The organism is Arenimonas alkanexedens (assembly GCF_054781355.1).
The window spans coordinates 140,498-164,454 of the sequence record NZ_BAAGUO010000004.1 but is presented as its reverse complement, the minus strand read 5'-3'; the positions used below and the strand labels follow the sequence as shown (position 1 = coordinate 164,454).

The 23,957-nt window shown below is 68.4% G+C and carries 23 protein-coding genes and 4 tRNA genes; 3 read left to right on the top strand and 24 right to left on the bottom strand.

Annotation, left to right across the window (positions count from 1 at the left end):
• The first annotated feature begins 20 nt into the window (after window positions 1–20).
• Window positions 21–482 (top strand): DUF2721 domain-containing protein, encoded by a 462-nt coding sequence (locus tag ACYVGY_RS10585; protein ID WP_460457460.1) that lies wholly within the window; start codon window positions 21–23, stop codon window positions 480–482.
• Between the two features lies 1 nt (window position 483).
• Here the strand turns inward: ACYVGY_RS10585 and tadA are convergent, their stop codons facing one another.
• From tadA to folD, 8 genes are all read right to left on the bottom strand, one after another.
• Window positions 484–951, bottom strand: coding sequence for a tRNA adenosine(34) deaminase TadA (gene tadA / locus ACYVGY_RS10580; RefSeq protein ID WP_460457459.1), 468 nt, complete (start codon window positions 949–951; stop codon window positions 484–486).
• The gene (gene guaA, locus ACYVGY_RS10575) at window positions 948–2,531 is read right to left on the bottom strand and encodes a glutamine-hydrolyzing GMP synthase (RefSeq protein WP_460457458.1); all 1,584 of its coding nucleotides are present in this window, start codon (window positions 2,529–2,531) and stop codon (window positions 948–950) included. The genes tadA and guaA overlap by 4 nt, the downstream gene beginning before the upstream one ends.
• 15 nt (window positions 2,532–2,546) lie before the next feature.
• Window positions 2,547–4,004, bottom strand: coding sequence for an IMP dehydrogenase (gene guaB, locus ACYVGY_RS10570; protein ID WP_460457457.1), 1,458 nt, complete (start codon window positions 4,002–4,004; stop codon window positions 2,547–2,549).
• Between the two features lie 140 nt (window positions 4,005–4,144).
• On the bottom strand, window positions 4,145–5,425 hold the full coding sequence (locus ACYVGY_RS10565) for a TRAP transporter large permease (protein WP_460457456.1): 1,281 nt from the start codon (window positions 5,423–5,425) through the stop codon (window positions 4,145–4,147).
• Window positions 5,422–5,916: a TRAP transporter small permease gene (locus ACYVGY_RS10560; protein ID WP_460457455.1), complete on the bottom strand. Its 495-nt coding sequence runs from the start codon at window positions 5,914–5,916 to the stop codon at window positions 5,422–5,424. Before ACYVGY_RS10560 ends, ACYVGY_RS10565 begins: the two co-directional genes overlap by 4 nt.
• Entirely contained in the window at window positions 5,916–6,917 is a 1,002-nt protein-coding gene (gene dctP, locus ACYVGY_RS10555; protein WP_460457454.1) for a TRAP transporter substrate-binding protein DctP, read from the bottom strand. The genes ACYVGY_RS10560 and dctP overlap by 1 nt, the downstream gene beginning before the upstream one ends.
• Before the next feature lie 13 nt (window positions 6,918–6,930).
• The gene (locus tag ACYVGY_RS10550) at window positions 6,931–7,809 is read right to left on the bottom strand and encodes a TRAP transporter TatT component family protein (protein WP_460457453.1); all 879 of its coding nucleotides are present in this window, start codon (window positions 7,807–7,809) and stop codon (window positions 6,931–6,933) included.
• 28 nt (window positions 7,810–7,837) lie between these two features.
• Window positions 7,838–8,710, bottom strand: a complete 873-nt coding sequence (gene folD / locus ACYVGY_RS10545; RefSeq protein ID WP_460457452.1) for a bifunctional methylenetetrahydrofolate dehydrogenase/methenyltetrahydrofolate cyclohydrolase FolD — start codon at window positions 8,708–8,710, stop codon at window positions 7,838–7,840.
• Window positions 8,711–8,803: 93 nt separating this feature from the next.
• Between folD and ACYVGY_RS10540 the strand changes: the two genes are divergently transcribed.
• Window positions 8,804–9,097: a DUF1244 domain-containing protein gene (locus ACYVGY_RS10540; protein WP_460457451.1), complete on the top strand. Its 294-nt coding sequence runs from the start codon at window positions 8,804–8,806 to the stop codon at window positions 9,095–9,097.
• 65 nt (window positions 9,098–9,162) lie between these two features.
• A complete protein-coding gene (locus ACYVGY_RS10535) occupies window positions 9,163–10,020 on the top strand; it encodes a hypothetical protein (protein WP_460457450.1) in 858 nt (285 codons plus the stop codon).
• A 78-nt stretch (window positions 10,021–10,098) separates the two neighbouring features.
• Here ACYVGY_RS10535 and ACYVGY_RS10530 read toward each other — a convergent pair.
• The 16 genes from ACYVGY_RS10530 to ACYVGY_RS10455 form a co-directional block, all read right to left on the bottom strand.
• Window positions 10,099–10,173, bottom strand: a tRNA-Val gene (locus ACYVGY_RS10530).
• A 53-nt stretch (window positions 10,174–10,226) separates the two neighbouring features.
• Window positions 10,227–11,855 carry an FMN-binding glutamate synthase family protein gene (locus tag ACYVGY_RS10525; RefSeq protein ID WP_460457449.1) on the bottom strand — a complete coding sequence of 543 codons (1,629 nt, stop codon included), beginning with the start codon at window positions 11,853–11,855 and terminating at the stop codon, window positions 10,227–10,229.
• A 14-nt stretch (window positions 11,856–11,869) separates the two neighbouring features.
• A complete protein-coding gene (locus ACYVGY_RS10520) occupies window positions 11,870–12,172 on the bottom strand; it encodes a hypothetical protein (protein WP_460457448.1) in 303 nt (100 codons plus the stop codon).
• Between the two features lie 28 nt (window positions 12,173–12,200).
• Window positions 12,201–12,287 (bottom strand) — tRNA-Leu (locus ACYVGY_RS10515).
• Window positions 12,288–12,342: 55 nt separating this feature from the next.
• A tRNA-Cys gene (locus ACYVGY_RS10510) sits at window positions 12,343–12,416 on the bottom strand.
• 92 nt (window positions 12,417–12,508) lie between these two features.
• Window positions 12,509–12,584: transfer RNA gene (locus ACYVGY_RS10505), tRNA-Gly, on the bottom strand.
• A gap of 62 nt (window positions 12,585–12,646) precedes the next feature.
• Window positions 12,647–13,207: a CDP-diacylglycerol--glycerol-3-phosphate 3-phosphatidyltransferase gene (gene pgsA, locus ACYVGY_RS10500; protein ID WP_460457447.1), complete on the bottom strand. Its 561-nt coding sequence runs from the start codon at window positions 13,205–13,207 to the stop codon at window positions 12,647–12,649.
• A 10-nt stretch (window positions 13,208–13,217) separates the two neighbouring features.
• The gene (uvrC, locus tag ACYVGY_RS10495; RefSeq protein ID WP_460457446.1) at window positions 13,218–15,086 is read right to left on the bottom strand and encodes an excinuclease ABC subunit UvrC; all 1,869 of its coding nucleotides are present in this window, start codon (window positions 15,084–15,086) and stop codon (window positions 13,218–13,220) included.
• Window positions 15,083–16,507, bottom strand: a complete 1,425-nt coding sequence (locus tag ACYVGY_RS10490) for a hypothetical protein (protein ID WP_460457445.1) — start codon at window positions 16,505–16,507, stop codon at window positions 15,083–15,085. Before ACYVGY_RS10490 ends, uvrC begins: the two co-directional genes overlap by 4 nt.
• A gap of 26 nt (window positions 16,508–16,533) precedes the next feature.
• Window positions 16,534–16,992 (bottom strand): low molecular weight protein-tyrosine-phosphatase, encoded by a 459-nt coding sequence (locus ACYVGY_RS10485; RefSeq protein ID WP_460457444.1) that lies wholly within the window; start codon window positions 16,990–16,992, stop codon window positions 16,534–16,536.
• Between the two features lie 32 nt (window positions 16,993–17,024).
• Complete coding sequence (kdsB, locus tag ACYVGY_RS10480; protein WP_460457443.1) at window positions 17,025–17,792, bottom strand: 3-deoxy-manno-octulosonate cytidylyltransferase; 768 nt, start codon at window positions 17,790–17,792, stop codon at window positions 17,025–17,027.
• Window positions 17,779–18,777, bottom strand: a complete 999-nt coding sequence (lpxK, locus tag ACYVGY_RS10475) for a tetraacyldisaccharide 4'-kinase (protein WP_460457442.1) — start codon at window positions 18,775–18,777, stop codon at window positions 17,779–17,781. The genes kdsB and lpxK overlap by 14 nt, the downstream gene beginning before the upstream one ends.
• Entirely contained in the window at window positions 18,774–20,531 is a 1,758-nt protein-coding gene (msbA, locus tag ACYVGY_RS10470; RefSeq protein WP_460457441.1) for a lipid A export permease/ATP-binding protein MsbA, read from the bottom strand. Before msbA ends, lpxK begins: the two co-directional genes overlap by 4 nt.
• Entirely contained in the window at window positions 20,528–20,950 is a 423-nt protein-coding gene (locus ACYVGY_RS10465; protein WP_460457440.1) for an ExbD/TolR family protein, read from the bottom strand. The genes msbA and ACYVGY_RS10465 overlap by 4 nt, the downstream gene beginning before the upstream one ends.
• Entirely contained in the window at window positions 20,947–21,597 is a 651-nt protein-coding gene (locus tag ACYVGY_RS10460; RefSeq protein ID WP_460457439.1) for a MotA/TolQ/ExbB proton channel family protein, read from the bottom strand. Before ACYVGY_RS10460 ends, ACYVGY_RS10465 begins: the two co-directional genes overlap by 4 nt.
• A gap of 3 nt (window positions 21,598–21,600) precedes the next feature.
• The gene (locus ACYVGY_RS10455; protein WP_460457438.1) at window positions 21,601–23,952 is read right to left on the bottom strand and encodes a DNA internalization-related competence protein ComEC/Rec2; all 2,352 of its coding nucleotides are present in this window, start codon (window positions 23,950–23,952) and stop codon (window positions 21,601–21,603) included.
• Window positions 23,953–23,957: the final 5 nt, after the last annotated feature.

Genomic DNA, 23,957 nt, shown 5'->3' with positions numbered 1-23,957 from the left:
GCCCGCCCCGAGACCACGCCGTGAACCCGCAGGACGTCCTGGACCACTACCGCATCCTGACTTCGATGCTGGCGCCGGCGCTGCTGATGGCGGCCACCGGCTCGCTGCTGATTTCAGCCAACAACCGGCTGGCGCGGGTCGTGGACCGGCTGCGCGCGATCGTCACCCAGCTCGACGGCGGCGACGCCATGTCGCGGCCCGAGCTGGAAGAGCAGATCCAGCGCCACCGTCGTCGCGCCCACCTGGTGCTCAAGGCCTGCCAGATGCTGTACCTGGGTTTGGGAGCATTCGTGGGCACCAGCCTGGCGCTGGCGGTCGATGCGCTCGCCGGTTTCCGCCTGCCCTACCTGCCGACCGGTCTGGCGGTGGTGGGCGTAATCGGCCTGCTGGTGGCCAGCGTGAACCTGGGCCGCGAAGTCGTGCTGTCGGTGCGCAGCTTCGATCGCGAGCTCGACGCCGAGCTGGCGCGTCGCCGACGCTGAGTCAGGCTTTGCCGCGCTTGCGGCGGAAGTATTGGGTCAGCCGCGTGCCGGCCTCTTCGCCCAATACCCCGCCCTGCACCACCACGCGGTGGTTATGGCGCGGGTCTTCGAGCAGGTCGAACACGCTGCCGGCGGCGCCGGTCTTGGGATCGCTTGCGCCAAACACGACCCGCCCCACCCGCGCATGCACCATCGCCATCGCACACATGGCGCAGGGCTCGAGCGTGACGTAGAGCGTGCAGCCCAACAGCCGGTGGTTTCCCAGCTGGCGGCCGGCCTCGCGCATGGCGACGATCTCGGCGTGTGCGCTGGGGTCGTGGTCGCTGATGTTGCGGTTAAAGCCGCCGCCGAGCCGTTGACCGTCGGGGCCGACCACCAGCGCGCCGACGGGAACCTCGTTGTGCTCGCGCTCGGCTTGGTCAGCCAGCGCGAGCGCCTGCCGCATCCAGTCTTCGTCGGCGCCGCTCATTCCCACTCAATCGTGGCGGGCGGCTTGCCGCTGATGTCATAAACTACACGAGAAACACCGCGCAACTCATTGATTATCCTACGGGAACAATCATCAAGCAGCGTGTAAGGCAGATGCGCCCAGTGCGCCGTCATGAAGTCCACGGTTTCCACCGCCCGCAGCGCGATGACCCACTCATAAGCGCGCGCATCGCCCACCACGCCCACCGACTTGACCGGCAGGAAGACGGCGAAGGCCTGGCTGGTCTTGTCGTACCAGCCTGATTTGCGCAGCTCGTCAATGAAGATGGCATCGGCCTGGGCCAGCAGCTCGGCGTACTCGCGCTTGACCTCGCCGAGGATGCGCACGCCCAGGCCCGGGCCCGGGAACGGATGCCGGTAGACCATCTCGCGCGGCAGGCCGAGCTCGACGCCGATGCGGCGGACCTCGTCCTTGAACAGCTCGCGCAGCGGCTCCACCAGGCCCAGCTTCATGTGCTCGGGCAGGCCACCAACGTTGTGATGGCTCTTGATCACGTGGGCCTTGCCGGTCTTGCTGCCGGCCGACTCGATCACATCCGGGTAGATCGTGCCCTGGGCCAGCCACTTGATGTTGTCGAGCTTGGCGGACTCCTCGTCGAAGATCTCGATGAACAGGCGGCCGATGATCTTGCGCTTGGCCTCGGGGTCGGCGACGCCCTTGAGCGCTTCGAAATAGCGGTCCGCCGCGTTGACGCGGATGACCTTGATGCCCATGCCGCCCCGGTCCGCCTCACCGGCGAACATCGCCATCACCTGGTCGCCTTCCTGCCAGCGCAGCAGGCCGGTGTCCACGAACACGCAGGTCAGGCGCTCGCCAATGGCCTTGTGCAGCAGGGCCGCAACCACGGACGAGTCGACGCCGCCGGACAAACCCAGCAGCACGTTGCCTTCGCCGATCTGGGCGCGGACGCGCTCGATCTGGTCGTCAATGATGTTGGCCGCGGTCCACAGCGTGTCGCAGCCGCAGACGTCCACGGCAAACCGACGCAGCATCTGCTCGCCGGACTTGGTGTGGGTGACCTCGGGGTGGAACTGCACGCCGTACCAGCGGCGCAGGTCGTCACCCATGGCGATGATCGGCACCGATCCGGTGCGAGCCGTGACCTGGAAACCCTCGGGGATCGTCGTGACGCGATCGCCGTGGCTCATCCACACGTCCAGGCGCGGCGGGCTGCCGGCATGGTCCTTGAGGTCGTCGAGCAGGCCACAGGGCGCGACCACTTCGACCTCGGCATAGCCGAATTCGCGATGGTGGCCGGCCTCGACCTGGCCGCCCAGCTGCACGGCCATGGTCTGCATGCCGTAGCAGATGCCCAGGATCGGCACCCCGGCCTCGAACACTTCCTTCGGTGCGCGCGGCGAGCCGGCCTCGACCGTCGACTCCGGACCACCCGACAGGATGATGCCCTTGGGCGCGTACCGGGCGATCTCGGCCGGGTCGTGGTCCCAGGCCCATATCTCGCAGTAGACGCCGAGCTGGCGAATGCGGCGGGCGATCAGCTGCGTGTACTGCGCGCCGAAGTCGAGGATCAGGATCTTGTCGCTGTGGATATCGGTCATGGTGGCGTCCTGGCCTCAGCCCATCCGGTAGTTGGGCGGTTCCTTGGTGATCTGCACGTCGTGCACGTGCGCTTCGCGCGTGCCGGCGCCGGTGACGCGCACGAACTTGGGCCGGGTGCGCATCTCTTCAATCGTGGCGCAGCCGACATAGCCCATCGAGGCGCGAATGCCGCCGGAAAGCTGATGCACGATGTTGCGCAGCAGGCCACGGTAGGGCACGCGGCCCTCGATGCCTTCGGGCACCAGCTTGTCGGCGTCGGACGCGTCCTGGAAGTAGCGGTCCTTGCTGCCCAGCTCCATCGCGCCCAGCGAGCCCATGCCGCGGTAGCTCTTGTAGCTGCGGCCCTGGAACAGTTCGACTTCGCCCGGCCCTTCTTCGGTGCCGGCAAACAGGCCGCCGATCATGATCGAGCTGGCGCCGGCCACCAGGGCCTTGGCGATGTCGCCCGAATAGCGGATGCCGCCGTCGGCAATCAGGGGAATGCGGCCCTTGAGCGCTTCGGCGACCATGCCCACCGCCGTGATCTGGGGCACGCCCACGCCCGCGACGATGCGCGTGGTGCAGATCGAGCCCGGGCCCACGCCGACCTTCACCGCATCGGCGCCGGCGTCGAACAGCGCCAGCGCGGCGTCGCCGGTGACGATGTTGCCGCCGATCACCTGCAGGTTGGGGAAGTTCTTCTTGACCCAGGCCACGCGGTCGATGACGCCCTGCGAGTGGCCATGCGCCGTGTCCACCACCACCACGTCCACGCCGGCGGCCACCAGCGCGGCGATGCGCGCCTCGGTGTCGCCGCCGACCCCGACCGCAGCACCGACCAGCAGCTGCTCGTCGGCGTCCTTGGCGGAAAACGGGTTATCGCGCGCCTTCTGGATGTCCTTGACGGTGATCAGCCCGCGCAACGCGAACTGGTCGTCCACCACCAGCACCTTCTCGATGCGGTACTTGTGCATGAGCTGCAGCACTTCGTCGTCGCTGGCGCCTTCGCGCACCGTAACCAGCTTGTCCTTGCGGGTCATGATGTTGCGGACCGGATCGTCGAGCTTCTTCTCGAAGCGCATGTCGCGGCTGGTCACCAGGCCCACCAGCTGGCCGCCGTCCACCACCGGCACGCCGGAGATGTTGCGGGCGCGGGTGAGCTTGATCACTTCGCCGATGGTGGTGTCCGGGCCGACGGTGAATGGCTCGCGGATGACGCCGGCCTCGAAGTTCTTCACCTGGGCCACGTGCGCGGCCTGCTGCTGCACCGACATGTTCTTGTGGATGATGCCGATGCCGCCGAGCTGGGCCATGGCGATGGCCAAGCGCGCTTCGGTCACGGTGTCCATGGCGGCCGACACGATCGGAAGATTGAGCGAGATGCCGCGCGTGAGCTGGGTGCTCAGGCTGACGTCCTTGGGCAGGACGGCCGAATGCGCGGGTACGAGGGAAACGTCGTCGAAGGTCAGCGCTTCGGCCTGGATGCGCAGCATGGGCGGCTCCGGGGGATGGGAAGCGCGAAATTATAGCTGGCTAGCCCCTCCCCAGGACAGAACACTGTAGGAGGGCCTTCAGGCCCGAAGCTCTTGGGCGAGAAGCTTCGGGCCTGAAGGCCCTCCTACCGGGGGCGGGGTCAGAGCAGGCCCAGCGACAGCGCCGGCACCCAGGTGATCAGGGCGACCGCCGCCGCCAGCACCAGGAAGAAGGGTATGCAGGCCCGCACCAGCACCAGCACGGGCTTGCCGAAGCGGTAGGCGGCAATGAACAGGTTCATGCCCACCGGCGGGGTGAAATAGCCCAGCTGCAGGTTGGCCAGCATCACCACGCCCAAATGAACCGGATGGATGCCGAAGGCGGCGGCTACCGGCAGCAGCAGCGGTGTCAGGATCACCACCGCGGAGAAGATATCGAGCAGCATGCCCACCACCAGCAGGAAGAGATTGAGCAGCAGCAAGAACACCCAGGGGCTCTCGACGTGCTCGCTGAGCGTGGTAAACAGCGTGGCGGGGACTTCCTGGTCCACCAGCCAGTTCGACATCGCCAGGGCCGCGCCCAGGATCAGCAGGATGGCCCCCACCAGGCGCATCGATTCGGCCATGACGCCGGGCAGTTTTGAGAGTGAAATCTCTTTTTTAATCAATACAGTTACGACGAGAACATAAAGTGCCGTCACAGCTGCAGCCTCGCTCGCCGCCATGGCGCCGCTGTAGATGCCGCCCAGCACGATCACCGGCAGCGGCAGCTCCCACAGCGTCTCGCGCAGGGCCTTCCCCAGCTCGCCCGCTTCGAACGCGTGCCTCGACTGCGGGATGCCCCAGCCCACCCAGACCGCGTGCAGCGAAAGCATGGCGACCATCAAAAGACCCGGCAGCAGGCCGGCCAGGAACAGGTCGGGGATGGTCACCGGCGGGTCCGAGCCCATTTGCCCGGCCACGAAGCCGTAGAGGATCAGCGGCAGCGAGGGCGCGAACAGCAGGCCCAGGCTACCGGCGGCGGTGACCAGGCCCAGGCTGTAGCGTTCGCCGTAGCCGGCCTGCCGCAGCGCCGGGTACAGCAGCGCGCCCAGTGCCACGATGGTGACGCCGGAGGCGCCGGTAAAGGCGGTGAAGAAACTGCTGGCAACGATGGCGACGATCGCCAAGCCGCCCGGCAGCCAGCCCAGCAGCGCATTCGACAGCCGCACCAGACGGCGCGGCGCCCCACTCTCGCCCAGCAGATAGCCGGCCAGGGTAAACAGCGGGATGGCGATCAGCCCCGGCATGTCGCCCAGGCGATAGAACTCGACGGCCACCACGATCAAGTCGTAGCCAGCGACGTGGAAGCCCAGCATCGCGATCGCGGCGATCACCGCAAACAGCGGCATGCCCAGCGCGGCCAGCAGCAGGATGACGGCCAGGCCGATGCCCAGGCTCATGCGTCGCCCTCGCCCATCACCGCATGCACCGGCGGCGGCAGTCCGGCCGCGACCAGGAAACGAAGCCCCATCAAGCCAAAGCCGACCGGCAGCGCCAGCATCGGCACCCAGCTTGGGATGCCCGCGACGAAGGGCACCGGCGCCTCGCGCTCCAGCCCGACCAGGCCCACGCCCAGCCACGCCAGCCAAAGTGAGATGGTCGCGGCTGCCAACTGGGCGATGATCCACAGCAAGCGTTGCGCGCCCGCCGGCAGCGCGCGCGGAAGCGCATCAATGGCGATGTGCTTGCCGGTACGGGTGGCCCCCAGCGCGCCCAGCAGCGCCAGCCAAAGTACGCCGGCGCGGCTGACCGGTTCGGCCCAGTCCAGTCCGGAATCAAACAGCAGGCGCAGCGCGATCTGCGCCACCGACAGCAGCAAAAGCGCGCCGAGCACGCTTGCCAGCAGCGCGTCCTCGGCCCGGTGCAGGCGCGCCAGCCAGCGCGAAAGCATCAGGGGGGCGTCGGCTCGGACAGCGCGCGGCGCGCCGCGGCCAGAATTTCGGGCGATATCTTGCCCTGCGCCTCCATCTCGGCGATGAGCTGGGCGCCCAGCGTCCGCCAGCGGCGGGCCTCGGCCGGATCCATCGGCGAGACCTTCAGGCCCTGCTGCTTCATAGCTTCCAGCGCGGCGGCATCATCGCGCCGGGTGTTGACGTCCATGCGCTTGCCGGCCGCGTCGAAGGCAGCGGCCAGCACGGCCTGGTCGGCGGGCGCGAGCCGCTTCCACGCTTTGTCGTCGACTATCAGGAAGCCGACCACGAAGGTCAGCGGCAGGTCCACCATGTGCTTGATCTTGCCGTGCCACTGCAGCACGACCGCGCCGCTGGGCGTGTTCACGACGGTGTCCACCAGGCCGGTCTGAAGGCTGGTGAAGACGTCGCCGATCGGCAGCGGAATGGTGCTGACGCCACCCATCTCGAAAATACGTGCGGCGATGGCGTCGTTCTGCGGGACCCAGAGCTTGCGGCCGGCTATGTCGCCGGCGCTGCCCAGGGGTTGGTCGCCCATCAGGTAGGCAAAGCCCAGCCCCGACACGCCCAGCATGCGAATGCCGCGCTGCTCGAAGCCCTCGGCCAGCATCGGGTCCACGACGGCTCGCATGCGGTCCACCTCGTCCCAGGACGACACCAGGAACGGCAGGCTGTAGATCGGCGCGTCGGGATAAACCAGGGACAGTTCGCTCGAGGTGAGAATGCCGCCCTGCAGCTGGCCCAGGCGCATCTTGCGCAGCACCACGGCGTCGTTGCCCATCACGCCGCCCGGGTAGAACTTCACCTCGACCCGGCCGTCGGTGCCCGCTTTGACTTCGGCCGCGGCCGCACGCAGTTCGCGCATCCAGGCCGATCCGTCCGGCGCCAGCGTCGCGATCTTGATGACCTGCGCGGCAGCCGGCATCGCCACTCCCAGGGCGAGACCGAAGGCCAGCAGTAATCGAGCAAAACGTGCATGCATCACGGGCGAATCCTCAGAAGTATTCCTTGCCACTTTCCACCAGCGCGGCGGCGCGTTGCTGGGCCAGCACATTCATCAACGTAAAGCCGGGCTCGATTGGGTCGGCGGCCAGGGTTTCCGCCAGCAGCCGGTCGTGCAGCGGCTGGTCGAACAGCAGGCGGGCGTAGTACTCGGCCATCAGGGTTTTGGCGTAGAGATTGCGGCCGCCGGACAGTGCGAGCGCCTGTTCGAAATGCCGGCGCCCGCGTTCGGGCTGGCCGCCGATGGCCTCTGGCCGCAGCGAGTGCAGCACGCCGAGGTAGACATGCGGCATGCCGCGCGCGTGGGCGGGATCGGTGGCAACGACCTTGTCCAGCAGCGCCTGCACCTTCGGCAGGTCGGCGATCGCGCCCCAGTCCTCGCTGTTGAGCTGCAGGAACCCGACCCAGGCGGCCGCCAGCGCATAGTGACCGGCCACGTTGGCGGCGGGCGCGGCGGCGAGTGCGGCGTTGAAGCCGTCAATGTCCTGGTCCATCGCCGCGCACAGGTCAGGATCCTGGGCACAGGTGCCGCGGCGCGCGTAGTCCATGGCCTTGGCGGCCAGGCGACGGGCACGGGTGCGATCGTCGCCGGTGAAGTTGCCGGCGTAGGCGCCATTGAGTTCGGCGGCGGCAAACAGCAGGCCGGCATTGCGGCGGTCGCCGGGGGTCTGGCCCTCGACCAGGCCATCCATCAGCAGCAGGTAGGCCGGCAGGCCGTCGCGCACCGTGGCGGGGTCGTTGCTGTTGGTGATGGCGCTGCCCAACTGTGCGGACAACTGGTTGCTGGCGCGACTGACCAGGGCCGCGCAGCCGGAGCCCGCCAGAATGGCCAGCAGCACGAGTAGGAGCGCGGGCGTGCGTCGCGGAGTCATGGGAGTCAGTGTCCTTGCTGCCGCGTCATCAGGTCGCGAGGGCGACATCGGAGGCCTCGGCGGCCTCCAGCGTGTTCTGCATCAGGGTGGCCACGGTCATTGGTCCGACGCCGCCGGGCACGGGCGTGATCCAGGCGGCGCGTTCGCAGGCCGCCTCGAAACCGACGTCACCGACCAGGCGACCGTCGTCGAGGCGGTTGATGCCGACGTCAATCACCACCGCGCCCGGCTTGACCCATTCGCCCGGCACCAGGCCGGGGCGGCCGACCGCCACCACCAGGATGTCGGCTTCCCGCACGTGCCGCTCCAACACGTCGCGCGGCGTGAACTTGTGGCAGCTGGTGGTGGTGCAGCCCGCGATCAGCAGCTCCAGCGCCATCGGTCGTCCCACGTGGTTGCTGACGCCGACGATGGTGGCGCTCTGGCCACGCACCGGACGATCGGTATAGGCCAGCAGCGTGGTGATGCCGCGCGGCGTGCAGGGCCGCAGGCCGAACTGGCGCAGGGCCAGGTGGCCGACGTTCTCGGGATGGAAGCCGTCCACGTCCTTGCGCGGGTCGATGCGATGGATCAGCCAGTTGGCATCGCGATTGCCGGGCAGCGGCAGCTGGACCAGGATGCCGTGGATGTCGGGGTCGGCGTTGAGCCGGTCAATCAAGGCAGCCAGCTCGGCGTCACCGGTGTCGGCGGGCAGGTCGTAGTCCACGGCGCGGATGCCCACTTTCTTGGCCGCGCGGCGCTTGTTGCGCACGTAGACGGCCGATGCCGGGTCCTGCCCCACCAATACGACGGCCAGGCCGGGTGCCGGTTTGCCGGCGACGGTGCGCGCCTGCACGCGGCGGGCGAGGTCGTCGAGCAGGGCTTCGGCGATGCCTTTGCCGTCGAGAATGCGGGCGGTCATGACGCTCCGTGGGGAGTGGGGTCGGTCCGCGTGGGCGGGTCCGGGTCGCGAAATGCGATTATCCCCGAACCCTTCCCTGCCCGGCTACCCATCATGTCCGACCGCACCGCTTTCGAGGCCGCCGCCTTCCGGCGCCTGCTCGCCCACCTGCAGCAGCGCACCGACGTACAGAACATCGACCTGATGACCCAGGCCGGCTTCTGCCGCAACTGCCTGTCCACCTGGTACGAGGAAGCCGCGGCGGCCGCCGGCCAGCCGATCGGCAAGGATGCGGCGCGCGAGGCCATCTACGGCATGCCCTTCGCCGAATGGAAGGCCAGGCACCAGCCTGAGGCCACGCCGGAACAGCTTGCCGCCTTTGAGGCCGCCCGCCGCGCCCATCCCTGACTCAGGCCCGCTTGCGGGCCGTGCAGCGCCGGGACATGCTGGACGCCCCTGCACGGAGTGTCGCCATGGCCACGAAGAAATCATCCTGGGCCAAGTTCCCGCACGAGGCCAAGGCCTTCGACCTGAGCGGTGACAAGCTCAAGAAAGCCTGGCCGTCCCTGCACGCCGGCGACTGTGAACCTTTTCCCGACGACAAGCGCGCCGCCGCCCTGATCAAGGCCGCCGGCCAAGCCGCTCCCAAGGGCATCGCCGCAGCGGACCTGGCGGACGCGCTGCAGGATGCCTGGCGCGCCTTCCATCGCGGCGATTTCCAGCAGGCCTTCGATGCCGGCGCGGCGCTGGGACCGGTTGGTGCCTCGGTGGCCTGCAAGGCGCTGGCGATCCACGCCACCCACCTCGTGGACGATGAGGCCGAACAACTCGCGCGCTTTGAACAGGCCGGCAAATTGGCCGAAGCCGCCATCGCCGCGCTGCCCGGCGAAGCCAATAGCCACTACCGCTACGCGCATGCCATGGGTCGCTACAGTCAGGGCATCGCCATCGCCAAGGCGCTGAAGATGGGCCTGGCCGGCAAGGTGCGCAAGGCGCTGGAGGCAACCCTGGCGCTCGCCCCCAAGCACGCGGAGGCGCATACGGCGCTGGGCCTATACCACGCCGAAATCATCGGCAAGATCGGTGCCCTGGTCGGCGGCATGACCTACGGTGCGAAGGCCAGCGAGGCCGACAAGCATCTGGCCGCCGCGCTCAAGCTCACGCCCGATTCGCCCATCGCGCACTTCGAACACGGCAATCTGTTGCTGCTGCTGCACGGCGACAAGAAGGAAGACGCGGCGGTCGCCGCCTACGAGAAAGCCGGCAAGCTCAAGCCCAAGGACGCCATGGAAAAGCTGGACGCGGAGTTGGCGAAGGCGCAGCTGGAATAACCTGTTCCCTCGTATGGCGCAGACCGGAAGAAAAAGAGGCAAAAAAATGGCCACCCGAAGGTGGCCATTTCCTGGAGCTGGTGGGCGGTACAGGGCTTGAACCTGTGACCCTCGCCGTGTGAAAGCGATGCTCTACCGCTGAGCTAACCGCCCGGAAGAGAGCGCGAATCTTACGTGGCCGGCCCGGGGGCGGTCAAGAACGCCCACTACCTTTGCTTGGTGGCCTGCATTTCCGCCGCCTTGGGCGGCGCCGAGAAGGTTTCGGCGCTTGCCTGGTCCCAGAACACCTGGAACACCGGATGCTCGGGCACGGCCTCGAGCAGCTGCCCCTGCGGCAGGAAGTAGTGCAGCTTGGCCAGCGAACGGACTTCGGTGGACGAAACCCGCCGCACGATGTGCTCCGGCCCAAGCTCCAGCGGATGGCGCAGGCCCGCGGCGGCCAACAGCTCCTTGAGCGCCACCAGCGTATTGCGGTGGAAATTGCTGACCCGGGTCGCCTTGTCGTCGGGGTCCAGGGCCGCCTGCCGGTTCGGGTCCTGGGTGGCGACGCCGGTCGGGCAGCGGTCTGTGTGGCAGCTTTGCGACTGGATGCAGCCCAGCGCGAACATGAAGCCGCGGGCGGCGTTGACCCAGTCGGCGCCGAGCGCGAGCGCCCGGGCAATGTCGAAGCCGGTGACGATTTTGCCGGCCGCGCCGATCCGTATCTGCGAACGCAGGTCCAGGCCGACCAGGGTGTTGTGCACCAGCAGCAGCGCTTCGCGCATTGGCGCGCCCACATGATCGGTGAACTCCAGCGGCGCCGCGCCGGTGCCCCCCTCGCCGCCGTCCACGACGATGAAGTCGGGCAGGATGCCGGTCTGCTTCATCGCCTTGGCGATCGCGAACCACTCCCAAGGATGTCCGATGGCCAACTTGAAGCCAGTGGGCTTGCCGCCCGACAGCTCGCGCAGCCGATCGATGAACTGCAGCAGCTCGATCGGCGTCGAAAAGGCCGTGTGCGCCGCCGGCGACAGGCAGGCTACGCCCTCGGGCACGCCGCGGGCTTCGGCGATCTCGGCGCTGACCTTGGCTGCGGGCAGGATGCCGCCCTGCCCCGGCTTGGCGCCCTGGCTGAGCTTGAGTTCGATCATTTTCACCTGCGGATCGCAGGCGTTGGCGCGGAACTTTTCGGCGTCGAAGCCGCCGTGTTCGTCGCGGCAGCCGAAATAGCCCGAGCCGATCTCCCAGACCAGGTCGCCGCCGTGTTCGCGGTGGTAGCGCGAGATCGAGCCTTCGCCGGTGTCGTGGTAGAAGCCGCCCAGCTGCGCACCCTTGTTCAAGGCGCGAATCGCATTGGCCGACAGCGAGCCGAAGCTCATCGCCGAGATATTGAACACGCTGGCCGAATAGGGCTGCGCCCGCCCCGCGCCGATGGTGATGCGGAAATCGTGTGAATCAATCTTCGCCGGCTGCAGCGAATGGTTCATCCACTCGTATTTGTCGTCGTAGACATTGCGCTGGGTTCCGAACGGGCGCTTGTCCAGCACGTCCTTGGCCCGCTGGTAGACGATGGCGCGCTGCTGGCGCGAGAACGGCAGTTCGACCGTGTCCGACTCAATGAAGTACTGGCGGATCTCGGGGCCGATCGACTCCAGCCCGTAGCGGAAATGCGCAGTAATCGGAAAATTGCGCCGCAGCGCCTGCTTGCGCTGCAGCAGGTCGGCGATGCCCAGCAGCGACAGCCCGCCGAAGATCGCCAAGCCCCAGGCGGCCACCGGCGTCAGCGTAGCGGCATAGGCGAAGCCCACCGTAAGCAGCAGGCAGGTGACGAAGGGCCAATAACGAGAAGGCAGCATGGTCGACTCCGGCGTCAGGCGGCAGGACGCGCCTTGAGGGCGCGATAGATATCCCAGAAGCCGGCCAGCGCGACCAGCGAGATCACCAGGTATAGCAACTGGACTACCAGTCCCGGTACGGCCAGATTGGTGGCGTCGCCACCGTCCAGCAGCTGGTAAATCCAGGGCGCAAGCCAGCGGGTAAACACGCCGGTGAGATAGCTGGCCGCTACGATGGCGAAACCGAGGATGCGCGTGCGCTGCCAGGTCGCCGCCAGCAGCAGGATCGCCACGGCATCCACTGCGAAAAACAACACGCCAAAGACAAAGAACGACATACGCAGCACTCTCCTGAAGTCGCCAACATGGTGCCCGGGGTGGGGGTCGAACCCACATGGCCTTGCGGCCGGGGGATTTTAAGTCCCATGCGTCTACCAGTTTCGCCACCCGGGCATGTCGCGATGTTGCCGGAAAAAAGAAAGCCCCGCCGAAGCGGGGCTTTCGATTCTGGAGGCCGAGGTCGGAATTGAACCGGCGTACGCGGATTTGCAGTCCGCTGCATAACCACTCTGCCACCCGGCCGGGGAAGCGTTGCCGGAAGCTTAGCGCGTCCGGCGGCGGTTGCCACCGCCTTAAAAAACAAAACCCCGGCGGGCGGGGTTTTGTCCTGATCTTGGAGCGGGAAACGAGACTCGAACTCGCGACCCCGACCTTGGCAAGGTCGTGCTCTACCAACTGAGCTATTCCCGCAAGAGACGCACATTTTGGGGGAAGGCCCCAAAACTGTCAACACCCTTTTTAGCTTCTTGGCTTCAGCCCTTCTTCCGCATCATCGGCCAGGCTGCGTGCAGGTAATCGAACCCCGACCACAGGGTCAGGGCAGCGGCGATCGCAAGCAGCCATTCGCCGATCTGGAACACCGGCAGGCCCAGCAAGCTCTCCTGGAACAGCAGGCAGCTGATGGCCACCATCTGCACGATGGTCTTGAGCTTGCCCAGTCCGGCCACCTTGACCAGACCGTGGGCGCCCATCTGTGCCATCCATTCGCGCAGGGCCGAGATGGTGATTTCGCGGCCGATGATCACGGCGCTGAGCAGCGCCATCCAGGGGCTGGGGTAGCGTTCGACCACCAGCAGCAGCGCGAAAGCCACGGTGAGCTTGTCGGCCACGGGGTCAAGGAAGGCGCCAAAGGCCGAGTACATGCCGTAGCGACGCGCGATCCAGCCGTCGAGCCAGTCGGTGATCGCGCCGAAAATGAAGATGCCGGCGGCCGCCAGGTTGGTCCAGCCGAAGGGCAGATAAAACACGACCACCAGCACGGGGATCAGCAAGATCCGCATCAACGTCAGCATGGTCGGGATAGTGAGGGTCACGGCATCCTGCTCAGGGGTCGTTCCGGGGCGATTGTGCCTCAAGTCCATGCAGGGCGGCGTAGATGCGCTGTGCAAGCGCATCGTTCACGCCATCGACCCGGGCGATTTCCTCCGCGCCGGCCGCCTTGAGCCCCGCCAACCCGCCGAAATGCTTGAGCAGGCTGGCGCGGCGGCGCGGACCGATGCCGGGAATGTCTTCAAGCCGGCTGGTTTCACGCGTTTTCTGGCGCTTGCCGCGATGGCCGGTGATGGCGAAACGATGCGCTTCGTCGCGCACCTGCTGCACCAGCTGCAGGCCCGGCGAGGCGGCGCCCGGCCGCAGTTCGCGCCCGTCGGGCAGCACCAGGGCCTCGTGACCGGCGCGCCTCGCCTCGCCCTTGGCCACGCCGACCATGGCCACGCCCTGTACGCCGAGCTCGTCGAGCACCTTGCGTGCCTGGGCCAACTGGCCGGCGCCACCATCGATCAGCAGCAGGTCGGGAAGGATGCCCTCCTCTACCCCGCGCCGGAACCGGCGCTCGAGCGCCTGGTGCATCGCCGCGTAGTCGTCGCCCGGCTCGATGCCGGTGATGTTGTAGCGACGGTACTGGCCGCGCACCGGGCCTTCCCCGTCGAACACGACGCACGACGCCACGGTCGCCTCGCCCATGGTGTGGCTGATATCGAAACATTCGATGCGCGCGGGCGCTTCGCCCAGTCCCAGCATCTCCTGCAGCGACAGCAGGCGCGCACGCTGGCTGGCGCTGCTGGCGGCTTCGGTGGCCAGGGCCAGCGCGGCGTTCTGCCGGGCGATTTCGAGATAGCGGGCGCGTTCGCCGCGCACCGACGCCTTGAGTTCGACCTTGCGTCCGGCCTGGGCGCTGAACACCGCCTGCAGCAGGTCCTCGTCGGCGATGGCGTGGCTGAGCACGATCTCGCGCGGCGGCCGCTGCTCGAGGTAGTACTGCGCGACGAAGGCGCCCAGCACTTCCTCCGGACGCTCGGCGCCGTTGGGCCGGGGGAAGAAGCTGCGCGTGCCTTGGTTGAGGCCGTTGCGGAACGCCATCAGCAGCACGCAGGCCGCGCCCTGGTCCATGACCAGTGCCAGCACGTCCATCTCGACCTGCTCGCCCTCAACGTACTGGCGGGCCTGGATCTTGCGGATGCCGGCGATCTGGTCGCGCAGCCCGGCCGCCTGCTCGAACTCCAGCCGCTGGCTGGCTTCCTCCATCGCCCGCCCCAGCTCGTCCACCAGCTCGGTGCTGCGGCCTTCCAGGAACAGCACGGCGCGACGCACGGTCGCGTCATAGTCGCGGGTCGCCACCAGGCCGACGCAGGGTGCGCTGCAGCGACCAATCTGATGCTGCAGGCAGGGCCGGCTGCGGTTGCGGAACACGCTGTCCTCGCAGCTGCGCAACTTGAACAGCTTGAACATCAGGTCCAGGGTCTCGCGTACGGCACCTGAACTTGGATACGGCCCGAAATAGCGGCCGGCCATGGCGCGCGGGCCCCGGTGGTAGCCCAGCTTCGGCCAGGTCTCGTCGGTAAGCAGGATGTGCGGGTAGCTCTTGTCGTCGCGCAGCAGCACGTTGTAACGCGGGCGCAGCGACTTGATCAGCTGGTTCTCAAGGATGAGCGCCTCGCTTTCGGTGCGCGTCACGGTGACTTCGATCCGCGCGATCTGCGCCACCATCAGCGCGATCCGGCGCGAGGGCAGTTCCTTGAGGAAATAGCTGCCGACACGCTTCTTCAGCGAGGAGGCCTTGCCGATGTAGAGCACGCCGCCGTCAGCGCCGAGCATGCGGTAGACGCCGGGGGCGGGGGTCAGGTCGCGGACGAATGCCTTGCCGTCGAACGGAGCCGCCGGCTCACCGGCGGGCGTGGTGTCTCCGACCGTCATTCGCCGATCGGCAGGCGGCCCAGCTTGCCGCTGCCCAGGTCGAGGCGCAGGACTTCATGCGCGCCGGTGTTGGCGATCCAGAGCGAGCCTGCTCCGGCGGCCAGGGCCGCCGGCTGGTCCAAGGGCTGCGGCAGGTCGTGGTGGGTCATCTCGCCGCCACCCAGGCGCAGCTTGCGCAGGCTGCCGTTGTAACAGTCGGCCACCCAGAGCACCGGCGACGAAGGGTCCAGGGCCAGCGCCATCGGCAGCTGCAGGCGGGCATCGCGGCGCTGGCCGTCGTGCTCGCCGAACTCGTACAGGCCCTGCCCCACCAGCGTTAGCACCTGACCCTGGGTGACCTGGATGGCGCGGATGGCCGAGGTGGCGGAGTCGGCGACGTAGAGCGTCTGCTGCACCAGGGCCAGTCCGGTCGGGTGCGCGAACATCGCGCTGCGGGCCGGACCGTCGACGATGCCCAGTTCACCGGTGCCCGCGAGCAGGCGCAGTCGCGCCTGGGTCAGGTCGTATTCCCAGATCTGGTTGCTGCCGGCCATCGCCAGGTACAGGCGGTCCATGGTGCCGCTGACGTCGCAGGGCTGGTTCAACGGCAGGGTGGCGTCGCCGACCTGCTGGCCCTCGCGCACGACGCCTGGCCGGCCATTGCCCAGGACGGTTTCGACCGCGCCGTCGAGCAGGCGGATGCGGCGAAGCGCGTGATTGCCGGCGTCGGCCACGTACAGCGACTCGCGCACCAGGCACAGGCCCCTGGGCTGACGGAACGCGGCAATGTCGGCCGGACCGTCCAGATAGTCGCCGTGGCCGGTGCCGAACTCGCGCAGCACCCGGCCCGAGTGCGTGCACTCCAGGATGCGATGGTGGCCGGTGTCCGCGACGTAGAGGTGGCTTTCGCCCACCGCCAGGCCAGAGGGAAACGCCAGGGGCAGCCGCGCCTCGGCGCCGCTGCGCCGGGGTGGGTCGGCCTGGCGCACGGCGCCGCCGACTTCGTCGATCATCGCGGCGATAGCGGCGTCGATCGCCGGACCCTGCTGGTCGCCGGCCAGCACATGGCGCAGGCGGCCGCGGGTATCCACCAGCGCCACCGTGGGCCAGGACTGCACGCCATAGTGCTGCCAGGTGCTCCAGCTGCGGTCATTGGCCACCGGGAAACTCACGCCCAGGCGATTGACGACCTTGAGCACGAGCCGGCCGTCGAGCTCGGAATCGAACTTGGGCTGGTGAATGGCCAGGATCGACAGCGCGACCGGATATCGCGCCTGCAGGCGCATCAGGTCGTCGAGAAGATTGTGGCAATAGGCGGAGGCGGCGTTCCAGAACACGACGGCCAGCACCTGCCCTTGCTGCGCGGCGATCGTCTGGCGATCGGCGTTGAGCCACTGCAGGCTCGGCGACAGTTCAGGGGCGGCTTGGTTGGCCTGCGACATGGGGCGGGTCTCCGGGGGTCCCGGCATTATGCCTGCGGCGGCAGTTTGCGCAGCAGGCCTTGCGCCACCGCTTGGGCGAGGCGGCAGGTGGCGTCGAAGCCGGCGTCGTCGCCATAGTAGGGATCGGGAACATCCTCGACGCCGGACGCCCCGGTCCAGGCCAGGGCAAGCTGCAGCTCGGCGCGGGCATTCGGCGGCGCGTGCTGGCGCAGCCACGTCAGGTTGTCGCGGTCGGCCGCCAGGATCAGATCGAAGGTTTCGAAGTCTTGCGCCGACACGGACCGCGCCCGCTGGCCGCGGATATCGACGCCGTGGCGGGCGGCCGCCGCGATCGCACGCGAGTCAGGCGGTTTGCCGACATGCCAGTCGCGGGTGCCGGCGGAGTCGATCCGGACCCGCCCGCCGTGGCCGGCCTCGGTCAACACATACCGCGCCCAGCCCTCGAGCAGGGGCGAACGGCAGATATTTCCAAGGCAAACAAACAATATATTCAATAACTTAGGTATTTTAATTAAAGTTAAATATTAGACTCGAAGCGGGCCTCTGCGCGCGCGAGGTCCGCCTCGGTATCGACGCCCGGCGGGAAAGGCACCGGCGTCAGCCCCACGGCGATTCGGAAACCGGCCTCGAGCACGCGCAGCTGTTCCAGCGCTTCAAGCTGTTCCAGGCGGCCGGGCGGCAGCGTCGCGAAGCGGCGCAGGAAACCGGCCCGGTAGGCATAGATGCCGATATGGCGCAGGGCCGCGGAGACGTCGGCATCCACCCGGTCGCGCGCGAACTGGTCGCGCTGCCAAGGGATCGGCGCGCGGCTGAAATACAGCGCCAGCCCACGCGCATCCCGCACCAGCTTGACGGCATTGGGGTCGAACAGCGTCGCCGTGTCTTCAACCGGCGTAGCCAGCGTGGCCATTTCAGCCTCGGAGGCGGCCAGCGTCATGGCCACTGCGCGGATGCCCTCGGGCGGTGCGAAGGGTTCGTCGCCCTGCAGGTTCACCACGATCTGGCTGTCGGCCCAGCCCAGTTGATCGGCGCACTCGGCCAGCCGGTCGGTGCCCGAGACATGGCTGGCCCGGGTCATGCAAACGCGCAGCGGTTCGCCGGCCAGGGCTTCGGCGATGCGGGCGTCGTCGGTGGCAACGATGACTTCGCGGGCGCCGGCCGCCAGCGCCCGGCGGGCCACGTGCACCACCATCGGGAGCCCGGCGATCAAGCGCAGCGGCTTGCCCGGCAGCCGACTGGCGCCAAAGCGGGCCGGGATGGCAACGATGAAGTCAGGCGGATCCATGACGGGGGCTCCAATCGGTCAACTGCTGCTGCAGGACCGTGAACAAAGGTTCCGGCAGCTCGGCGCGCGCCGGTACGGCGTAGGCATCCTCCAGGCCCAGCGCCCCGCACTTCACCGCATCCTTGTCGGTCATCAGCACCGGCGCCGGCGGCTGGAAGGCGAAATCGGCCGCGGTGAAGGCGTGGTGGTCGGGGAAAGGATGCTCAAGCGGATTCAGGCCACAGGCCCGAAGCGAATCAAAGAAGCGGCCCGGATGGCCGATGCCGGCGACGGCGTGGAACAGTTGGCCGGCAAAGTCCGCCAAGGGGCGGGCCGGGCCGCCCGCCAACGGCTGGGCATCGGCCAGCACCATCCGCATGGGCCATTCGCCGGCCAGGACGCGGCCGCCGTTGACGACGCGATGGTCCACCCGGCGCCCGGCGGGTTCGCGCAGAGGCCCGGCCGGGATCAGGCAGCCATTGCCGTGCCGGCGCTGGCCATCGACGACTTCGATCTCGATGTCGCGGCCCAGGCGGAGATGCTGCAGGCCGTCGTCGGCAAGGATCAGGTTGCAGCCCGCGGCCACCAGCCGATGCGCGGCGGCGACCCGGTCTCGGTCCACGAACACGGGCAAACCGGTCTCGCGCGCGATCAGCAGCGGCTCGTCGCCGCAGATATCCGCCGACATGTCGGGCGTCACCGCCACTGGCTCGCGCGAACGACGACCATAGCCGCGGCTGACGATGCCGGGGCGCCAGCCGCGCTCAGCCAGGCCGCGCGCAAGGGCGATGGTGAGCGGTGTCTTGCCGCTGCCGCCGGCCACCAGATTGCCAACCACGAGCACCGGCACGCCGATGCGGTGCGTACGCAGCAGGCCGCGGCGATAGAGCGCCGTGCGTGCCGCCACCAGCCCCCGGTACAGGCCCGACAGTGCGCCAAGGAACGGCCCCGGCGCGACGCCGCCATACCAGCGGCGAAGTAGCCAGCGCGCCAGCGCGGCTTTCACCCGACCTCCGACTCGCGGAACTGCATACGGTGCAGATGCGCGTACAGGCCGCCGCGTGCCAACAGTTCGGCATGGGTGCCCTGCTCCACCAGTTGGCCGCCGTCGAGGACCAGCACCTGGTCGGCGTGTTCAACGGTGGACAGGCGATGCGCGATCACCAGGGTGGTGTGTTCCGGGATCAATCGGTTCAGGGCGTCCTGCACCAGCCGCTCGGATTCGGTGTCGAGTGCGGCCGTGGCTTCGTCCAGGATCAGGATCGGAGCGTCCTTGAGAATGGCGCGGGCGATTGCCAGACGCTGGCGCTGCCCCCCGGACAGCAGGCCGCCATTCTCGCCGATGCGCGAGGCCATGCCCTCGGGCATGCGATCAATGAACTCAGCGGCGTTGGCGGACTCGGCAGCGGCACGCACGCGGGCGGGATCAACGCCCGGCGGCTGGCCGTAGGCGATATTGGCCGCGATGCTGTCGTCGAAGAGCATTACCCGCTGGCCGACAATGGCGATCTGCCGGCGCAGGTCCGCGAGGCGGTACTGGTCAACCGGTATGCCATCCACCAGAACGGCCCCGTCGCTGGGCTCGTAGAAACGCGGCAGCATGCGAATCAAGGTGGACTTGCCGCTGCCCGAGCGCCCGACGATGGCGGTGACGGTGCCGGGCCGGGCCGTGAACGAGATATTGGACAGGGCCGGCGCATCCTGGCCCGGATAGCTGACGGTGACGTCGCGGAATTCGATCTCGCCGCGAGCCTGCCGCAATGGCGTCGTGCCGCTGTCGCGTTCGTCGGGCTCGTCGAGGATGCCGAACAGGCGGTCGGCGGCGGCAACGCCGCGCTGGACCAGGCTTTGCACATTGGTGATGCGCTTGAGCGAGGGCAGCATCGCCATCATCGAGGTAAGCATGGCGACGAAACTGCCGGCGTTCATGCGGCCTTTCGCGGCCTCGTTGCCGGCCACCAGCAAGATCACCGCCAGCGCGACGGCCGCCAGCACCTGCACCACCGAGGAGGCGGCGGCACGGGTGGATTCGACCTTGATGCTCAGGCCCAGGTTGCGATTGATCAGCGTCGTGTAGCGCGCCAGCTCCGAGGCCTGTGCGCCGTAGACTTTGACTTCCTGCTGGGCTGACAGCGCCTGCTCGGCGGACTGCGCCATGTTGGCCACGCCGTCCTGGATGCCGCGGTTGATCTGTCGGTAGCGCCGGCCGACTACGGCCGAGATGCCGGCAATCAGCGGTGCGACCACCAGCATCACCACGGTCACGCGCGGGCTGTAATAGAACATCACGCCGAGCAGGCCCAGGATGGTGAGGCTGTCGGTCAGGATGACCTTGATCGCGTCCGAGCTGGCCTGGGTGACCTGCTCGGTGTCGTAGTTGAGCCGAGAAACCATGGAGGCCACCGGCTCGCTGTCAAAACGTGAGCTGGGCAGGCGCAGGTATTTTTCCAGCACGTCGCCGCGCAGGTCGCGAACGACGCTGCGGCCGGCGCGGGCCATGCCGTAGTCGGTGCAGAACGTGGCCATGCCGCGCACTACGAACAATCCAATGATGATCAGCGGTAGCGTCCAGCGTACGTCGGGGTCACGCTCGACGAAGGTGCTGTTGATCATCGGCTCCATCATCCAGGTGAAGGCCGCGGCCGCCGCGGCCTCGAACACCATGCCGATTCCGGCCGCACCCAGGAACAGGTAGTAGCGGCGCGCCCGGCCCAGCAAGCGCCGATAGATGGCCCAGGCGGAAGTCTCGCCGCTGCTCAAGGCTTGGCCTCGGGCGTGGTGGCGATCGAAATCTTGCGGAAGCCGGCCTGGCCCAGCGCATCCATCGCCGTCACCACCGACTGGTGCGGGGTGCGGGCATCTGCGCGCAGCACCACTGACCGCTCGCGATCGCTGCCGGCAACGCGGGTGATGGCGTCGCGCAGCGAGCCGACGTCGCGCTTCAATACCTCGTCGTTGCCGATGAAAAAGCGGCCTTCGGCGTCAACCAGCAGGGTCAGCGGTTCGCCGGCCTCGATCTCCGTCGTCGCCTGCGACTGCGGCAGCACCAGCTTCAGGGCCGAGCGCTGGTCGAAGGTGGTGGTAACGACCAGGAAGATGATCAGGCAGAAAACGACGTCGATCAGGGAGACCAGATTGATCTCCGGCTCATCGGGCATCCGGCCGGTGCTGAGCCTCATGCCTCGCTCCGCTTGGCGCGCGGGGCCTTCGCCGGCGGTGGCGCCGAACCCTCGTCGAGCGCGTCGAGCAATGCGGTGGCCTGCTTCTCCATGTCCACCACGTAGCCGGTAACGCGGCCACGCAGGTAGCGATGGAACATCAAGGCCGGGATCGCGACGCAGAGGCCGGCCGCCGTGCTGATCAAGGCCTGGCCAATGCCGCCGGCCAGCCGGTTGGCGTCGCCGACGCCGGCGGTAAGGATGTCCAGGAACATCTCGATCATGCCGAATACGGTGCCCAGCAGGCCCAGCAGCGGCGTGACCGCGGCGATGGTGCCCAGCGTGTTCATGAAGCGCTCCATCCGATGCGCCACGTGTCGGCCCACGTCCTCGATGCGCTCCTTGATCAGCTCGCGCGGGCGGTGGCGTACGTCCAGGCCGGCCGCCAGCAGCTCGCCCAGCGGGGAGTTGTTGCGCAGCACGTCGATATGCTTCGGGTCGAGCGCGCGGCCACGGGCCCATTCGCGGACCTCTTCACCCAGGCCGGGCGGCAGGACCTCCTTGCGCCGAAGACTCCAGAATCGCTCCAGGATGATGGCCAGGGCCAACACCGCCAGGAGGATGATGGGCAGCATGACCCAGCCGCCCGCTTTGATCAGTTCCAGCACGCCTCACCTTTCGGGTTCTTGCCTGCCGTAAGCATAGCCTGCCCCGCCCGGGGCGGCATGGCGCCAGTAGCGCGGGCGGTCCTGGCGCAAGCGCTGACGCAGCCGGGGTCCGTCGGCGCCCAGCCTGACCGTGATCGCCCCGCTGCCGGCACTGTCGTGAAGCGCGACGGTATAGCGATCGTAGCGGTCAAGCACCCGCGGTTTCGGAAGCCCGAAGCGATTGCCCTCGCCTACCGCCAGCAGGCCCACCGTCGGCCGGACCGCGGCCAGGAAGTCCAGGCTCGAGGAGGTGTCGCTGCCGTGGTGCGGCACCAACAAAAGGTCGGCACTGATCCGTGCGGCCGGCAGCTTCGCCAGCCGCGCCTCGACGTGGCGGCCGATGTCGCCGGCCAACAGCGCGTGGCGACCGCCGGCACTGATGCGCAGCACGCAGGAACTGTCGTTGCGCAGATAAGGAAAGTGAGGCGTCGGGTGCAGGACTTCGAAGTCCACGCCGTCCCACTGCCAGCGTTGTCCGGCCAGGCAGGCCTGCATGCCATCGCGGGCCCAGCCTTCCGGCGCCATCACGATGGGTGGCGCGTAGGCACGGATGACGGCGTCGGCGCCGCCGGCATGATCGTTGTCGCCATGGCTGAGCATCAGCCGATCGACCCGCGCCACACCCAGCGCCCGCAGCGCCGGGACCACGACCGCCTCCCCGAGATCAAGCCCACGCAGCGGCGCGGGGCCGGCGTCATAGAGCAATACATGGTGGCGAGTGCGCACCAGCAGCGACAGGCCTTGGCCGACGTCGAGCAGGTGCAGGTCGACGTCGCCGTGGCGCGGTGGATCGAGCGCCGGCCAGAGCAGCGGAAGCAGCAATAGCGCCGCCAAACCCTTGCCGGGGACGGTTCGCGGCAGCAGCAGCCAGAACGCGCCGACCATGGCCAACAGCGTGGCGAACAGCCCCGGTTCGGGCAGCCAGGCCAGCGCCGGCGGCCAGCGCGCCACCCACTCCAAGCCCTGCCAAAGCCACTGCATCAGCAGCGCCGACAGCTGCCACAGGCGTTCGGCGCAGCCGGGCAGCACGGGTTCGAAGGCCAGCCCCAGCAGCGCCAGCGGCACTACCACCAGGCTGATCCAGGGAATGCCAACCAGGTTCACCAAAGGCCCGGGAAGCGAGGCCTGGCTGAAGAACCAGACGCTGAGCGGCAGCAGGCCCAGCATCGCCACCGCCTGCGCCGCCAGGAAGGGGCGAAGCAGGCCTTCGCCCGGCCGATAAGGCAGGCACCAGGCCAGCCAGGCGACGCCCAGGAAGCTAAGCCAGAAGCCCGGCGCCAGGACGCTGGCGGGGTCCACCAGCAGCACGCCCAGCAGGGCCAGCGACAGTGACTGCGCGAGGGTCTGCGGCCGACGCAGACAGCGTGCGAGTACGACGGCGGCGATCATCAGCAGGGTGCGCACCGTCGGCAGCGCGAAGCCGGCCAGCGCGGTGTAGGCCGCCGCGAGCAGCAAGGCGGCCGCGGCGCTGCCCTGGGGACGCGGGCAGTAGCGGCCCAAGCAGGGCAGCAGCCAGTAGAACGCCCGCCCCAACCAGGCCCCGAAGCCGGCCACCAGGCCCACGTGGAAACCGGAGATGGCGATCAGATGGGTCAGGCCCGTGGTCCGCAGGATTTCCCAGTCGCGATTGTCGAGGCCGCGGGTATCGCCGAGCGCCAGCGCCGTGACGAAGCGCGAGGACGGGTCAGGCACGGCCGCAGTGATGCGCGCCGCCAGCCGGGCGCGCCGGTGGTCGAGTCCGCTGCCCGGGGAAAGCGGCTGCGCTGCAGCGGCGTCGAAGACGTAGCCGGTGGCGGTGATGCGCTGTTCGATCGCCCGACGCTCGAAGTCGAAGCCGCCGGGGTTGAGCAAACCGCGTGGCGCCCGCAGCCGCAGCGGCAGGCGCCAGCGGCTGCCGGCCGTGATCGTGGGCAGGTCTTCGCCAGGCCGGGCGAACCAACTGAGCCGCAGCCGGCTGCCCGCCGACAGCCCGGGCATCGCTCGCTCGACGTGGAATTCGAAACGGACGGCGTCGACCGCCGCCACAGGAAGACCCTGCACGCGGCCCACGACCGTCACTTCGTCGCCGGTTCTGGCGGCAGGCCACTGGGCATCCAGCGTCGCCTGGCCCTGCAGGCAGGCCAGCGCCAGGCCAACCGCAGCGGCCCCCAGCACGCGCACCCGATGCGGCTGCAGCCAGGCGCCCAGGCCCAAGCCTAGAACCAGCAGGCAGGCCGGCGCGGGCGGCAAGTAGGGAAAACCCTGGACCACCAACACACCCAGCAGCAGGCCGGCGGCGACCGCAGGACCCAGCGGCGACGGCCCCCGGCCGTGCAACGCGA